This window comes from Pontibacter sp. HJ8, from assembly GCF_054824225.1.
Genome location: NZ_JSYF01000279.1, coordinates 1 through 14,758, shown reverse-complemented (window position 1 = coordinate 14,758; position 14,758 = coordinate 1). Strand labels below are relative to the sequence as shown.

12 protein-coding genes are annotated in these 14,758 nt (G+C 51.9%); 3 read left to right on the top strand and 9 right to left on the bottom strand.

All coding sequences use genetic code 11. The features are described 5' to 3' along the window. From OB13_RS12930 to alr, 3 genes are all read left to right on the top strand, one after another. Nucleotides 1–2,974, top strand: a 2,974-nt coding sequence (locus tag OB13_RS12930) for a PAS domain S-box protein (RefSeq protein ID WP_461490586.1), incomplete at its 5' end; no start/stop codon positions are given. A gap of 114 nt (nucleotides 2,975–3,088) precedes the next feature. Beyond that, complete coding sequence (locus tag OB13_RS12925) at nucleotides 3,089–4,258, top strand: amidohydrolase (RefSeq protein WP_461490585.1); 1,170 nt, start codon at nucleotides 3,089–3,091, stop codon at nucleotides 4,256–4,258. An 8-nt stretch (nucleotides 4,259–4,266) separates the two neighbouring features. Then, nucleotides 4,267–5,418, top strand: a complete 1,152-nt coding sequence (alr, locus tag OB13_RS12920) for an alanine racemase (protein ID WP_461490584.1) — start codon at nucleotides 4,267–4,269, stop codon at nucleotides 5,416–5,418. Between the two features lie 4 nt (nucleotides 5,419–5,422). Here the strand turns inward: alr and OB13_RS12915 are convergent, their stop codons facing one another. The 9 genes from OB13_RS12915 to ccoN all read right to left on the bottom strand — a co-directional run bounded on the left by OB13_RS12915 (nucleotide 5,423) and on the right by ccoN (nucleotide 14,556). Then, the gene (locus tag OB13_RS12915; RefSeq protein ID WP_461490583.1) at nucleotides 5,423–6,259 is read right to left on the bottom strand and encodes an ion transporter; all 837 of its coding nucleotides are present in this window, start codon (nucleotides 6,257–6,259) and stop codon (nucleotides 5,423–5,425) included. Nucleotides 6,260–6,422: 163 nt separating this feature from the next. Beyond that, nucleotides 6,423–6,794 carry a cyclic nucleotide-binding domain-containing protein gene (locus tag OB13_RS12910; protein ID WP_461490582.1) on the bottom strand — a complete coding sequence of 124 codons (372 nt, stop codon included), beginning with the start codon at nucleotides 6,792–6,794 and terminating at the stop codon, nucleotides 6,423–6,425. A 75-nt stretch (nucleotides 6,795–6,869) separates the two neighbouring features. Then, on the bottom strand, nucleotides 6,870–7,787 hold the full coding sequence (locus OB13_RS12905; protein WP_461490581.1) for a universal stress protein: 918 nt from the start codon (nucleotides 7,785–7,787) through the stop codon (nucleotides 6,870–6,872). Between the two features lie 143 nt (nucleotides 7,788–7,930). Next, nucleotides 7,931–8,647, bottom strand: coding sequence for a sulfite exporter TauE/SafE family protein (locus tag OB13_RS12900; RefSeq protein ID WP_461490580.1), 717 nt, complete (start codon nucleotides 8,645–8,647; stop codon nucleotides 7,931–7,933). A 4-nt stretch (nucleotides 8,648–8,651) separates the two neighbouring features. After that, nucleotides 8,652–9,167 (bottom strand): FixH family protein, encoded by a 516-nt coding sequence (locus OB13_RS12895; protein WP_461490579.1) that lies wholly within the window; start codon nucleotides 9,165–9,167, stop codon nucleotides 8,652–8,654. Further along, entirely contained in the window at nucleotides 9,167–10,573 is a 1,407-nt protein-coding gene (gene ccoG / locus OB13_RS12890) for a cytochrome c oxidase accessory protein CcoG (protein WP_461490578.1), read from the bottom strand. Before ccoG ends, OB13_RS12895 begins: the two co-directional genes overlap by 1 nt. Nucleotides 10,574–10,864: 291 nt before the next feature. Further along, complete coding sequence (locus tag OB13_RS12885; RefSeq protein WP_461490577.1) at nucleotides 10,865–12,067, bottom strand: c-type cytochrome; 1,203 nt, start codon at nucleotides 12,065–12,067, stop codon at nucleotides 10,865–10,867. Beyond that, entirely contained in the window at nucleotides 12,064–12,261 is a 198-nt protein-coding gene (locus OB13_RS12880) for a hypothetical protein (RefSeq protein ID WP_461490576.1), read from the bottom strand. Before OB13_RS12880 ends, OB13_RS12885 begins: the two co-directional genes overlap by 4 nt. A 108-nt stretch (nucleotides 12,262–12,369) precedes the next feature. Beyond that, entirely contained in the window at nucleotides 12,370–14,556 is a 2,187-nt protein-coding gene (gene ccoN / locus OB13_RS12875) for a cytochrome-c oxidase, cbb3-type subunit I (protein ID WP_461490575.1), read from the bottom strand. Nucleotides 14,557–14,758: the final 202 nt, after the last annotated feature.

Genomic DNA, 14,758 nt, shown 5'->3' with positions numbered 1-14,758 from the left:
CGAAATGCACAATGGAAATGAAGCGCACCTCAAATTGTCCCCCGATAAAATTATCGGCCATACCCTCTACGATGTACTGCCGGCTCCCTTAAGCCAAACCATCCATGAGTTGGTGCAAAAGGCCCTGCAGGCAGGCCTGATGGAGCGCATCGACTTTCAACTCGACCTTCCGTCCGGAACCCGGTACTACGAAGGCCGGATTGTGAAGTATAACGAGGACCAGGTGCTGTCGATCATGCGTGATACCACCGAAGAGCGGAATGTGGCGCAGCAGATCAAGGAAAAGAATGATTTTATCAGCCTGGTGCTCAATACCAGCCCCAGTCTGATCTATGTAAAAGACGGTTTAGGCAATTTTAAATTAGCGAACGAAGAGTGCGCAGCCTTGTTTGGAAAGTCTGTGGAGGAGCTGGTCCATTTAAATTACAGCGACGTGCATGCCGTGAAGCAGGAAGTGGATTATTACAACGCGTTGGACAGGCACGTCATCCGGACCGGAAAGGAGATAAAAGTGCAGGAGCGTTTTACGCTGCCATCCGGCGTAGTGACCTGGTATGATACGATCAAGAAGCCTCTGGTGACTAGCGACGGACAGGTGCAGGTGTTGGGCATAGCCACGAACATTACGGAACAACGCCTGGCCATCAAAAACCTGGAGCGGAGCGAAGAACTCCACCGCCTGCTTTCTGAGAACTCCCGTGACCTGATCTGTCTGCATGACCTGGACGGCACTTTCCTGTATGTTTCCAAGTCGGCGAAAGAATTGCTGGGCTATCTTCCCGAAGAGATTACGGGCACTTCTCCCTACGCCTTGCTGCATCCGGACGACAGTACCAGAGTCCTGGAAAAAGGACAGAACCGGGCCATCGAAGAAAAACGGATCATCATCATTCAACACCGGATGCTGCATCGGAACGGCTCCTATACCTGGATGGAGACGAGTATCAAACCGATCCTGAACGGCAACGGAGAAGTGGTGAAGTTGCAGTCTGCATCCCGTGATATCACAGACCGCCGGGCGGCCGAAGATGCATTGAAGAACAGTGAAAAGAAATACCGCGACCTGATCAATTACAGTCAGGCCTACATCTGTACGCATGATCTGCAGGGCAGGCTGCTGTCTGTCAATCCCTATTTGCTGCAGGCCCTTGACTATACCGAAGAAGAGATCGTAGGCAAAGAACTGAAGAACTTCTTCCCGCTTATGCACCGGCAACACTTCCCGGCCTACCTGGATCAGTTTGATGACCGGAACGTGGTCAATGGGGTTTTTTGTGTGCTCAACAAGGAGAAAGAAGAACGCTATCTCTACTACCAGAATTATAAGGTGAGCGAGGAAGACCAGCAACCTTACATCATTTGCATTGCGCAGGATATATCGGACCGGATGCGCACAGAGCAGGAGCTGAAAAAAGCAAAAGAAGCCGCTGAAGAGTCCGCACGTGTGAAAGAGAACTTCCTGGCCAATATGAGTCATGAGATCCGGACGCCATTGAACGGCATACTGGGTATGGCCGGCCTCTTAGGTAAAACACAGCTGGAAGAAACGCAGCACAACTACCTGAAGATCATCAACCAATCGGCGGATAACCTGCTGGTAGTGATCAACGATATTCTGGATGTGGCCAAAATAGAAGCCGGTAAGCTGGAACTCGAAATCATTCCGTTCGATGTCGAGGAAGTCGTGCAGGCGGCTTATCAGACTTTGCAATACAAGGCTGAGGAAAAAGAGATCGCGCTCCTGTTGGGCAAGCTGGAGCTGGACCACACCGTGCTGGAGGGAGATCCTTACCGCCTGAACCAAATCCTGCTGAATCTGCTCAACAACGCGATCAAGTTTACAGAAGAAGGCAGTGTCACCCTGAGCGCCCGGACACTGGAAGAAACGGCTTCTACCTTAACGATTGAGTTCTCGGTAACCGATACAGGTATAGGTGTACCCGAAAACAAAAAGGAGCTCATTTTTGAAGGATTTACGCAAGCTTATTCCAGTACTACCCGCAAGTATGGCGGTACCGGTCTTGGGCTGAGCATCTGCAAAAACCTGGTGGAGCGCCAGGGAGGCGATATTTGGGTAGAAAGTAATCCGGGCGGAGGAAGCACGTTTAAATTCATGCTGACTTATCCGAAAAGTAAAAACGCCTTGCCCCTGACCCCGGAAAGCAACCCGATAAACTTCAGGAGCCTGGGTGAAGTACGGGTGCTGCTGGCGGAAGACAACGAGGTAAACATCTTCCTGGCCCAGTCCATTATGGAGGATTGGGGCTTTAGGCTGGATGTGGCCATCAACGGCAGGGAAGCCGTGGAAATGGTGAACCAGCACGAATACGATGTCATCCTGATGGATATCCAGATGCCGGAGCTGAGCGGTATAGATGCTACCCAACTGATCAGGGAGCATTCTGATGCCAAAAAGGCCGCAACACCGATCATTGCCCTGACTGCCAATGCCCTGAAAGGAGATGCCGAGAAATACCTCCATGCCGGCATGAACGATTACCTCTCCAAGCCTTTTGAGGAAGAAGTATTGTTCGCTAAAATTGCCGCCCTGCTGCCACACAAGACCATCGGGTATAAAGAGCAGCTGCCGGAGGAGGATACGACTGAACCGATCCGGGAGGCATCTGAACCGCTTTACAGCATGGACGTTATCCGGCGGATGTCGCACAACAACGAGGCCTTTCTGAACCGGGCCAGGCAGATTTTTGCGGACACTGTTCCGGGCACGATCCGGGACATGCAGCAGGCGGTACTGATCCGGGACTGGCAGAAAGTAAGCGCCCTGGCCCACAAACTGAAGTCCACGATCGATACCATGAAGATCGAGAAGCTGAAAGAAGTGGTGCGTTTTATTGAGAGCCAGGCCAAGCAGTCAACCGATCTGGATACGGTACGGTCCGCTGTGCAGGAACTTTGCCAGGTCATGCTGCAGGTGGTGGAACAGGTACGGGAGGATATGACGCCAACTAAGTAATAAAAAAAGCATTCATAAAGCCGCTATACCTGCCAGGTATAGCGGCTTTTTTGATTTAAAATTTGACCTCTCGCCAGGCATTCTGTATATTTAGCTATACCTGACCTTGCTGCTATGTCCGTCTCCGTTTCCAAACACGCTATACCTGATCTGGGTACGATCATTGCGCTGCGCCACTACCTGCACCAGCATCCGGAAGTTTCCGGCAATGAAGCCAATACCGCCCACACCATACGGCAGTTTGTAAAGCGCTATGATCCCTCCGACGTTATACCTGACCTGGGAGGCAACGGAATCGCCATCGTTTTTGAGAACAAAGAAAAGTCCGGCCCTACCCTGCTCTTTCGGGCTGAACTGGATGCCCTCCCCATCGCAGAAACCAATTGTCTGCCTCATACCTCCATTTACCCGGGTATCGGGCATAAGTGCGGGCACGACGGGCACATGGCTACGTTGATGGGCTTGGCCAGCCTGCTGCACAGCCATCCCCTGCCGGCAGGTAAGGTGATCCTGTTGTTTCAGCCGGCTGAAGAGATCGGAGCAGGTGCCCGGGATGTCCTGCAGGAGGAGCGTTTCCGGGCCTTGAAACCCGACTATGTATTTGCCTTGCACAATTTGCCGGGGCTTCCGCTACACCAGGTAGTCGTACGGGAGCAGACTTTTTCAGCAGCCTCTGTTGGCCTGCAGGTAAGTCTGACGGGCAAAGAATCGCATGCGGCGGAGCCGGAGAACGGACTTAATCCCGGTGAAGGTATGAGCGAACTGATTCAGGCCTTTAATGCACTGGTCAACGGCCAGCATACTTTCAGCGATCTGACGCTTCTGACGGTGATACATGCCCGGCTGGGCGAGGTCGCGTTTGGAACTAATCCCGGTTTTGCAACGGTGATGGCCACCTTGCGTGCCTTTGAGCAAGCAGACCTAAACAAACTGAAACAGCTTGCCACAGACGTTGTTAAAGCCATTGCCGGGAAGTACAGCTTGAAGTATGATTTTGAGTTTGTAGAGGAGTTTCCGGCCACAACCAACGCAGACGAGGCCGTTGCGGCAGTGTTGCAGGCGGCAGCAGAACTCGGACTGGATGTGCAGCAGGCCCTGCAACCTTTCCGGTGGTCTGAGGACTTCGGACACTTTACGCAGGCCTATAAAGGGGCCCTTTTCGGGTTAGGGGCCGGCGTGCAGCAACCGCAACTGCATCATGCCGACTACGATTATCCGGATGACCTGATTGCGACCGGGAGCTCCCTTTTCTACGGTATAGCGCAGCAGTTTCTCAATGCTTAACATGGCCTATGTTGTATAGTTCATATCTGGAGATAAGTAAATCAGCCTTACAACATAACATAACGTTTCTGAAAGGGCTGCTTCGCCCCGGCGTCCGGCTTTCGTCTGTCATCAAAGGCAATGCCTATGGCCATGGCATCGAGGAGTTCGGCGGTATTGCGCAGGAATGCGGCATAGACCATTTTTCGGTTTTCAGTGCCGATGAGGCCTATCGCTTGCTGCAGGTGCTTCCAACCCCTGCCACGATCCAGATCATGGGCTATATCGATGACCCGGAACTGGAATGGGCCATTGCGAACGATATTGAATTCTATGTCTTTACTATTTCCCGCCTGGAAAGTGCTGCAGCAGCAGCCCGAAAGCTTCAGAAGCCTGCCCGGATTCACCTCGACCTGGAAACAGGCATGAACCGTCTCGGGCTTGGTGGTGATGAACTGAAGACAGCAGCTGATCTGATCCATCACCACAAAGGTTTGCTGGAAGTGGTGGGTATCTGTACTCATTTTGCCGGTGCTGAAAGCCCGGTGAACCACGAGCGCGTCATGCAGCAAATAGGGAACTTTAAAGCATCGGTAGAGCATCTTAAACGCAATGGCATACAGCCCAGTCAACTACACACCGCTTGCTCGGCCGCAGTCATGGCTTACCCGGAGACGCATCTGGACATGGTACGAGTTGGCATCATGCAGTATGGCTTCTGGTCAAGCCCGGAAACGTTTCAGAACTACATCAATCAAAGTACAGGCAGGGCAGACCCGCTCCGCCGTCTGATCAACTGGAAAAGCCATGTTATGAGCCTGAAGGCAGTTGCTGCCGGCGAATTTATCGGGTATGGCACTAGTTTCCAGGCACCTCAGGATATGCTGATCGCTGCCATACCGGTTGGCTATGCGTGGGGCTACAGCCGGGCTCTCAGTAACCAGGGGCAGGTACTCATACGGGAGCATCGCGCATCTGTCGTCGGCATCGTCAATATGAATGTGCTGATGGTGGATGTCACCGCTATACCCGATGTGGTCCTGAAAGATGAGGTGGTGTTGTTGGGCAAACAGGGAAGCGAGCATATAACAGTTGCTTCTTTCGGCGAACTGAGTACACAGCTGAATTATGAATTGCTCACACGGTTGCCGATGAATATACCCCGGAAAATTATTGACTAAGACCTTAAATCTGCCAATCTTCCTGTTTCAGCGAATACCCGCAGTTATCGCAGAAGTTTGCCCCGGTTGCATGCCCCTCTTTGTGGCAATTGGGGCAAACCCGCGTGTTCGTGTGCAGCTTATCCACTTTTGCCATCTCCACGGATACTATTCCCGTTGGTACGGCAATGATGCCATATCCTACGATCATCAGGCAGCTTGCCAGGAATTGCCCGAGAGAGGTTAGCGGTGTAATATCGCCGAAGCCTACGGTAGTAAGTGTCACGATTGCCCAGTAAATGCTGGTAGGAATACTGGTAAATCCGGCATCCGCCCCTTCTATCACATACATAAGTGCCCCCACCACCACGACCATCATCAGCACCACTCCCAGGAAAACCGCAATTTTGGTCATACTCGCCCGGATTGCTTTGGAGAGCACATGCCCTTCATTGACAAATTGGGTAAGTTTGAAGATACGGGCAATCCGGAGCAGCCGAAAAACCCGTATGACGAGCAGGTATTGCGACCCGACGATTATTAAACTCAAATATGTAGGGACGATAGCCAGAAAATCAATGATTCCGAAAAAGGAAAAGGCATATTTAAGTGGCCTCACCGTGCTGTAGAGCCTCAACAAATACTCAATGGTAAACAAAACTGTGAATGCCCACTCCAGGCCGAGGAAAAGAGGAAGATAGTCCTTTCTTAACTCCGGAACGCTCTCCAGGGACACGACCACCACACTGGACAAAATAAGGATGAGCAACAGAATGTCAAACGTTTTGCCTGCATGTGTTTCTGCTTCAAAAATGATCGAGTAGAGCTTTCTCTTCACTGATTGCTGCTGTGGTCGGGTCATGCTTTTGTACGGGTTGGGATATCTACGACTTATACGCTTAAAGAGCAGGAACAGCTTCTGGGGCCCAGCACATACCTTGACCGGACAGCGCCTTGGTCACTAAAAACAAAAAGCCACTGCAGTATACCTGCAGTGGCTTTAGTTGGTCGGTTTTTCAGTAACTTTACTCATAGGCTGCTTTCGTCCACGTTGACTGGCGGCTGAGTTGTCTCAGCAGGTGGAAGCGGAGTTGCGGATCCTGCTGGATGACCTCGAGCAGGTCATTTCGCCGGATGCGGATAAGGCTTGTGGTGTCCAGGACCAGGGCATTCTGGGTATAGCTTTCGTTCATCAGATCCGTTAGCCCCAGCAGGCTGTACTGCGAAGCTACGCAGGGCAATAAGGCATCTAAGGACGCTGTCAGGCCCACGCTCCCGCTCATGATGAACAGAAAATACTCGATCTTCTCGCCTGCCCTGAATAGGAATTTTCCTGCTTCATGCTGTTCAGGCTCTCCTGACAGTATCCCGGATTCCAATAATTGCCTGACTACCATGCGCGTATAGGTATAGTAGCTGAAGTTGCGCCCGCTGATCAGAACATGAAGCTGAAAGAGGACTTAAACTTCTGCTTAGCCATTCATTGCTTCTAATGTCTGTTCCAGCTCTTCCTGCTTTCTGCCTGTGCAATGGGCGCAGCACCCCGAGCAGGGCTTTTTCTTTTGCTGGCGATACGTGAGCAGCGGTATGCGGGTATGGTACGCCATGGTTTTGGTGTAGTTGCTGCTGGAAAGACGCTCCATCAGGTAATTGTCCTGGGTTGCCAGAATGAGCAGATCAGCCGAAGCGAGTTCCGCAAATTCACTGATGCCTTCCAGCACATCCTCTTCTTCGAGCAATTTAAACTCCACTTTGCGGCCCGACAGTGTTTTTTCCAGCTCCAGTAGGGCGGCTTTGTAGCTGCACAGCTGCGAACGCTCCTCAGCGCTGTATACCTGCACCAGCGTAAGCTTTGCTTTCAGCTGCTGTGCGAAATCGGCTATCTTCATGAGTACCTGAGGTTCCTGATCCGTGAAGTCCGTGGCAAAAACCAAGTGTTTGAGTTTCTTATAGCGTGCTGTGGCCGGCACAACCAGCACGGGACACGGCACCAGGCTCATGATCGCGGCGGCATGATCGGCAGCCGCTCCTGTTATACCCTGGCTTGGCGTGGTGGCTGCTTCCATGAGTACCAGATCTATGTTATAATCCTGTACCACGGTCTGTATGCTGTCTCGGATGGAGCCCGGTCGTACAACGCAGTCGAAAGGCGCGGTTGCTTTAGTGGAGTTGAAATCCCGGCTGAAGACACGTTCTGCAAAGCTACGCAGCTTCTGAATACAGCTGCTTTGCTGCGTAAAGGTCAGGTCTACCGTTTTGCAGGCATGGAACAGGTATAGCTCGGCGTCCCAGGCCAGCGCCAGCTGCCCTGCATAGTACAGCAAGTCTTCCCCTGACTGGTTGAGTTCGACCGGAACCAGTATCCGTTTCGTTTGTGATGGCTTGCTCATTTTGTTTTCTTTAACTGATATAAAGGTATAGTTCGTTCAGGTTTCAGGCAGTGAGCTGCGTCAGCTTCAAAAGTGACTTTTGTTGGTAATCCGGAAGTTTCTGGCCATTTAGCTAAAAGGTATAGCCGGCTGTCTCGGCCTGCTTACTTAGGTTTGGAGCAGCAGCTCATTTCGGTCGTGTGCTGCTCGGTATGCACCACTTTCGGGCTGAGGTAGGGTATACCTAAGCCGAGCCCGCGGACGATAAAAAGTACAGCCAGGCACATGCCCACATAAGGCACTGCTTTGTTGAAGGTTGCTCTGACTTTCAGGCTGATGAGTTTGCCCGACAAAGACACCAGGAACATAAGCGGGAAAGTACCCAGGCCAAACAGCGCCATGTAGAGCATCGCCCCCCCGATGCCCGGCGCACTGATTGCACCTGCCAGCGCGATGTAAACAAAGCCGCAGGGAAGCAGCCCGTTCAGCATACCTACTGTAAACAAAGAACCAAAGGAGTTTCTCTGAAAATAATACCCCAGCTTCTGCCGCACCCATACCATCAGTCTGTCCGTGCCCAGCACGCTGGCCGCTTTGCCTTTGGAAGCCGCGGGTACTACCAGTAAGAGCAGAATGAGTATACCTGACACGATAGAAACCGTTTGCTGCAGCCCTGCCAGCTGCAGGGATTGGCCGAAAGCTCCGGCCAGTGCACCCAGCAAAGCGTAGGTGGCGATTCTCCCACCATTGTACAGGAGCCGGCCGGCGTAGTAACGCCAGCCGGTACTCCCGACAAATGGTAGAGCCATTGCTATAGGGCCGCACATCCCGACACAATGGAAACTGCCTAGTAAGCCAAAAAGAAATCCTGCCCAGATCATGGCTTTATCTTATTTGGATTATTTTTTCTGTATAATACGCCTCTTCACCGGCGCTGAAATGCACACGCACCTTCCAGATGCCCGTTTCAAGTGCTTCCGCCTCGATGAGCTGGCTTTGATCACGGCCTAATTGGAGTGGGATCTGCTTGTCGAGCTTGTCATCTGAGGGACGGAACAGCGTGATCGTGCCACTCAGGCTTTTTCCTTTGTAAGTAGCCGGCATCTGCAGCAGAATGGTTTTTGCTTCCGCATTGTAGTCCAGCATCACATCGCCCAGGGCCTGCGTGCGGGCCACTTTGTCGATCTGTTCCTGGTAGGCGATCTCCTGCTCATAATAATCCTTGCTGATCAGGTCCACGTCCTGGTTCATTGCCTGGAAAACGAAGAATAAGATATACCCCATGAACAGCACAAGCCCGGCAACAACCGCATAAGGCCAGAGGGTGAATTTTTTATTTTTATCAGTAGTCATGTTGATTCCGAATGATTGTTTGTTATTATTTCCGATCAGCTTTACCATTATTTGGCGGGTGCCAGAAACTTGGTCTCCTGCGTCGTGATCAGTTCGTCGCCGTGGTATATGCCGATCTCGATCTCTGAATTCATGCCTTTCAGCTGGGCCTGCGGTATCTCCGTGAAGAAAACTCCCTCCACAATGCCCTGTGCCGGCAATACCAGGCTACTACCCACCACTTTTGTCGTTCCGTCCAGCCCGTGCAACCTCAGCGTGAGCGGCATTTCAATGTTGGTCTTGTTGATCACTGAGATGTTGTAGAGGTTTTTCACCGTACCTTGCTCTGTTTTCTGGTATAGTTGGCCTGGGGTGCGGAGGATCGTGGCCTGCGCGTCATCCCGAGTCAGCAGTAGTGCCGACAGCGCCGAGAGCAGCAGCACCAGCACGAAGGTATAGCCCATCACACGAGGAGTGAACAGTTCCCACTGTTTGCCTTCCGCAATCGCTTCTTCGGAATCGTAGCGGATCAGTCCTTCCGGTTTGTCGATCATGCGCATGATGTCGTTGCAGGCGTCTATACAGGCGGTGCAGTTGATACACTCCAGCTGCTGTGCGCCGTTGCGTATGTCTATACCTGTCGGGCATACCTGCAAGCACTGGTGGCAATCGATGCAGTCGCCATCGGTTCGCTCCTGCCCTTTTCTGAGTTTACCGCGTGGTTCGCCTCTCCCGTAGTCGTAGGCCACCACCAGGCTTTTCTTGTCGAGCATGACGCCCTGCAAGCGGCCATAAGGGCAAACGATCGTACATACCTGCTCCCGGAAAAAAGCGAACACCCAATAAAAAATTCCTGTAAAAGCGACCAGGGTGCCGAAGCCGGCCAGGTGGTTCAACGGACTGTCCGTTACGATCTCCTTCAGAGCATCTATTCCGATGACATATGCCAGGAAAGTGTTGGCGATGATGAACGAGATGAGCAGGAAAACAGCGGTTTTTGTCCCCTTTTTGAGGATCTTTTCCGTGTTCCAGGGCATTTTGTCCAGCGCCCTTTGTTTGGTAAAGTCCCCTTCGATCAGGTACTCGATGCGGCGGAAGACCATCTCCAGGAATATCGTCTGGGGACAGACCCAGCCACAGAACAGGCGCCCGTAAACCACTGTAAAGAGGATGATGAACACCACCAGTGCCAGGAAGGCCAGCACCAGCAAGAAGAAGTCCTGTGGCCAGAACAGCACACCGAAGATGACGAACTTGCGCTCCACCACGTTGAGCATGAGCAGCGGCAAGCCGTTAATCTTAATAAAAGGACCTGTGAAGAGGATAGCCAGCAGTGCATAGCTCACCCATTTTCTGTAATCGTAGAGTTTTCCTTTCGGTTTCCGGGGGTATACCCAGACCCGTTTCCCATGCTCATCTACTGTAGAGATATGGTCCCGGAATCCATCCGGAGATGTTTGTACTTTGCTTGCCATGGCAGTTTAATTTGTGCGGAATTTAATCCTGCCTGTTAGTTAAAAATTGAGAAAGATAGTAAAGCGGGAGATCCGGAAACCGGAGTTATCTCTCGTGACAAAATTCCGAAATCGGGCTCTTCTAAAAGATGACTTAGGTCATCTTGTGAAGTGATTGTCATCAGTAATGGCAGCTGCGCCAGCTTTACCTATCTGAATTCCGGTTAAAACAATTTTCATTAAAAAGAGAGAAGCAGGCATTTACGAACAAATGCCTGCTTCTCTCTTTTTTAGGTAACGCTCATGCTATACCTACTCCTTCTCCCCTTGTGCCTCTTTGCCATTGGCCGGGTTTGAGCCCTGCAATGACAGAATGTAGCTGCTAACCTCGAGTATCTGATCTTTGGTCAGCTTGCCCTGCCAGGGCACCATGCCTTTGCTGGGTACGCCAAACTTCACGGTTTTGAAAATTTCATTCACATCACCGCCGTGCAACCAGTATTCGTCTGTCAGGTTGGGTCCTACAGTACCTTCCCCCGCCTGGCCGTGACAGGCCGCGCAGTTTTGCAGATAGATGGCTTCACCAGCTTCGAGTGCGGCGGCTTCCGTTAATACTTCAAAGTCAGTGACTGCATTCGGATCTTCTACATTTCTGGAAGCGATAAGGGCAGCCTCCTGCATCTCCATCTCGTATTCCTCTGCCTGGAGAGCGCCGGTGCGGAACACGTGGTAATGCAGCATGTAGCCTACCGCAAACACGATCGATGCATAGAACATATACTTCCACCACGGGGGCAGGTCGTTGTCATACTCCTGTATCCCGTCGAAGTCGTGGTTGGAGGCGATCTCATCTTTCGCTTTTCCCGTCATCACGGTCGTGTCGCCACGTAGCAGGAACAACATACGGCCGGCAAAGCTGGTACGGAAGTCTTCCGCGTAAATGGAGTCTCCCATCATAGGCACTAGCAACCGGAACAGCACAAACAAGGTCAGGACAACCAACAGGACAATAAAGCCGGTCAGCGCGATGGTCAGCAGCATCACTGGGGGCAGATCGGAGAACGCCACGTCCTGTGCAACTGCCGGCTTTGCAGGATCATCCACCGGTGTGGCAGGAGTTTCTGCTACGACCTCTGCAGGAGCTGCGCTGGCCTCTTTGATGTAGGCGATCACATTTTTGATGTCGTCGTTCGACAAAGAGCTGCCAAAAGCTGGCATGGGCATCTTTTTGAACTTCTCATACACTTCTACTGCATCCTTGTCGCCGGAAGCGACCAGCTCCTGCGAGTTGGTGATAAACTTGAGCAACCATTCGTCGCCCCGGCGCTCGTGCACATTTTTGAGCGCAGGTCCTACTACTTCTGCATCCAGGCTGTGGCAGGCGGCACAGTTGCCTTCAAAAATTTTCTTTCCTTCAACGGCATCCTGCGCCAGAGCAGGTGCTCCGGTCATCAGGAGCAGGCCGACCACCAGGGCCAGGCCGCTGTTTCTGATTGATTTTCTGACAGAGATCATTGTCTGGTGCCTCCTAGCTTTGGTTCAGTTTCATCCTCCACAGAGCAGGCAAAACTGCTCATGGTATTTACATATTTCTTGTCCATCAGCGCAACGTATACCAGCAGCCCCAGGAAGAACACAAAGAAGATTGTGAAGGAGATAAGCGGATAAATTTCGATGCCATCAATGGCCTGTAAAACGTTCTTGTACATGGCTTTTTAAATTTGAACACTCGTATCACGTATCTCGAATCAGGTATCACGACCTGGTGATTTATGGTAAGTCGTGTGTCGTGATACGTGATACTTGTGTCGTTTTGATTACTCTTCCGTTTTTACTTTAATATCCGTACCCAGTCGTTGCAGGTAAGCGATCAGGGCTACGATCTCGGTCTCAGGTCTTACTTCCAGGCCTTCTTTGGCCAGGTCAGCCGAGATCTGGCGTGCCTGCTTCATCAGTTCCTGGTTTGCATTGGCGATGTACTCGTCCTCATAAGGCACACCCAGTTGCTTGAGCACCTTCAGCTTGGCTTCTGTCGTTGTCAGGTCCACGTCCTGCTCAAACAACCAGGGGTAAGCCGGCATAATAGAGCCTGGTGACATGGAGGTTGGATCGAGCATGTGGTGGTAGTGCCAGGAGTGCGGGTACTTGCCGCCTATGCGGTGCAGATCCGGACCGGTACGCTTGGAGCCCCACAGGAAGTTGTGATCGTAGACAAACTCACCCGCCTTGGAATACTCTCCATACCGCTCTGTTTCTGATCGGAAAGGACGAACCATTTGGGTATGGCAGTTCACACAGCCTTCTTTGATGTAGAGGTCACGTCCTTGCAGCTCCAGCGAAGTATAAGGCTTCACGCTGGCGATGGTCGGCACGTTGGACTTGATCACGAAGGCAGGTATAAATTCTACAAGACCACCGATCAGGATCGCTACAGTTGCCCAGATCGCCATTTGTGTCGGACGCTTCTCGATCCAGCTGTGCCAGTGACCGGCGTTGTGGCTTTCCTCTTTCACGATCGGAGGAGCTACTGCTGCTTCATTCGCGATCAGCGCACCAGACTTGGCCGTCTTGTACAAGTTAAATATCATCAGGAATACACCGCTCAGGTAGAGCACGCCGCCGATACCACGCAGGTAGTACATCGGTACGATCTGCAGAACAGTTTCCAGGAAGTTGGAATACTGGAGTGTACCTTCCGGAGTGAATTGTTTCCACATCAGGCCTTGGGTGAAACCCGCCCAGTACATCGGGATGGCATAGAACAGGATACCCAGGGTGCCGAGCCAGAAGTGGGAGTTCGCCAGCTTCTTGGAGTGCAGTTTGGTATTATACAGGCGTGGGAACAGCCAGTAGAGCATGGCAAATGTCAGGAAGCCGTTCCAGCCGAGTGCACCTACGTGTACGTGTGCTACGATCCAGTCTGTAAAGTGCGCGATAGCGTTCACGTTCTTCAGCGACAGCATAGGACCTTCAAAGGTCGCCATACCGTAAGCCGTGATGGCCACGACCATGAACTTCAGTACCGGCTCTTCACGCACCTTGTCCCAGGCGCCACGCAACGTCAACAGACCGTTGATCATACCGCCCCAACTTGGGGCAATCAGCATGATGGAGAACACCACACCCAGCGACTGTGCCCAGTCAGGCAAAGAGGTATAGAGCAAGTGGTGCGGACCAGCCCAGATGTAAATGAAGATCAGCGACCAGAAGTGAATGATAGACAGACGGTAAGAGTATACCGGACGATTGGCAGCCTTTGGCAGGAAGTAGTACATAAGGCCCAGGAACGGAGTCGTCAGGAAGAACGCCACCGCGTTGTGGCCATACCACCACTGCACCAGGGCATCCTGCACCCCGGCGTAGCCAGAGTAGCTTTTGAAAAGGTTTACCGGTATTTCATACGAGTTCACGATGTGCAGCACAGCCACTGTCAGGAAAGTGGCAATGTAGAACCAGATGGCCACATACATGTGTTTTTCGCGGCGTTTGGCCAGTGTGCCAAACATGTTCCAGCCAAATACAACCCATACCAGCGTGATCATGATGTCAATCGGCCACTCCAGTTCGGCATATTCCTTGGAAGTCGTGATGCCCAGCGGAAGCGTGATCAGGGCAGCTAAGATAACCGATTGCCAGCCCCAGAAGTTGATCTTGCTGAGTTTGTCGCTGTACATACGGGATTTGCAAAGGCGCTGCAAGGAGTAGTAAACACCCATAAAGATGGCATTGCCCACAAAGGCAAAGATCACCGCATTGGTGTGCAGGGGCCGGATGCGGCCAAAAGTGGTATACTGGTTGCCCATGTTCATGTCCGGGTTTGCCAGCTGGAAGGCGATCAGCGTTCCGATGATCATACCTGCTACTCCCCAGAAGACCGTGGCAATGCCAAAGTCACGAACGATTTTGTTGTCATAGAAAAATGTATCCGTTACACCGGGCTCATGGCCTTTCGGGGCAATCCGTTGCGGGGCGTTTTCTATGACCTTTTCTACTTCAGTTGACATGTGCGGTGTCCTCCATTGATTTAGTTGTGATGGGTAAATTGGCGATTTGTTGTGTGTGATTTGATGTTACAAAAATCTGAAATCGGGCTTTTCTAAAAGATGACCTAGGTCATCTTTGGAAGTGATTGTCATCAGTAATGGCAGGTGCGGGCTAACCCGGCTTCTTTTCCAGCTTGTCTGGTTTGCTATCGGCCTGGTATTC

What these genes read in the sequence shown, in the direction of transcription:
- OB13_RS12895 (WP_461490579.1), bottom strand. Translation starts at nt 9,167, where the DNA reads ATGGTAAAGCTGATCGGAAATAATAACAAACAATCATTCGGAATCAAC.
- ccoG (WP_461490578.1), bottom strand. Translation starts at nt 10,573, where the DNA reads ATGGCAAGCAAAGTACAAACATCTCCGGATGGATTCCGGGACCATATC.
- OB13_RS12915 (WP_461490583.1), bottom strand. Translation starts at nt 6,259, where the DNA reads ATGACCCGACCACAGCAGCAATCAGTGAAGAGAAAGCTCTACTCGATC.
- OB13_RS12910 (WP_461490582.1), bottom strand. Translation starts at nt 6,794, where the DNA reads ATGGTAGTCAGGCAATTATTGGAATCCGGGATACTGTCAGGAGAGCCT.
- OB13_RS12885 (WP_461490577.1), bottom strand. Translation starts at nt 12,067, where the DNA reads ATGATCTCTGTCAGAAAATCAATCAGAAACAGCGGCCTGGCCCTGGTG.
- OB13_RS12900 (WP_461490580.1), bottom strand. Translation starts at nt 8,647, where the DNA reads ATGATCTGGGCAGGATTTCTTTTTGGCTTACTAGGCAGTTTCCATTGT.
- OB13_RS12905 (WP_461490581.1), bottom strand. Translation starts at nt 7,787, where the DNA reads ATGAGCAAGCCATCACAAACGAAACGGATACTGGTTCCGGTCGAACTC.
- ccoN (WP_461490575.1), bottom strand. Translation starts at nt 14,556, where the DNA reads ATGTCAACTGAAGTAGAAAAGGTCATAGAAAACGCCCCGCAACGGATT.
- OB13_RS12880 (WP_461490576.1), bottom strand. Translation starts at nt 12,261, where the DNA reads ATGTACAAGAACGTTTTACAGGCCATTGATGGCATCGAAATTTATCCG.
- OB13_RS12925 (WP_461490585.1), top strand. Translation starts at nt 3,089, where the DNA reads ATGTCCGTCTCCGTTTCCAAACACGCTATACCTGATCTGGGTACGATC.
- alr (WP_461490584.1), top strand. Translation starts at nt 4,267, where the DNA reads ATGTTGTATAGTTCATATCTGGAGATAAGTAAATCAGCCTTACAACAT.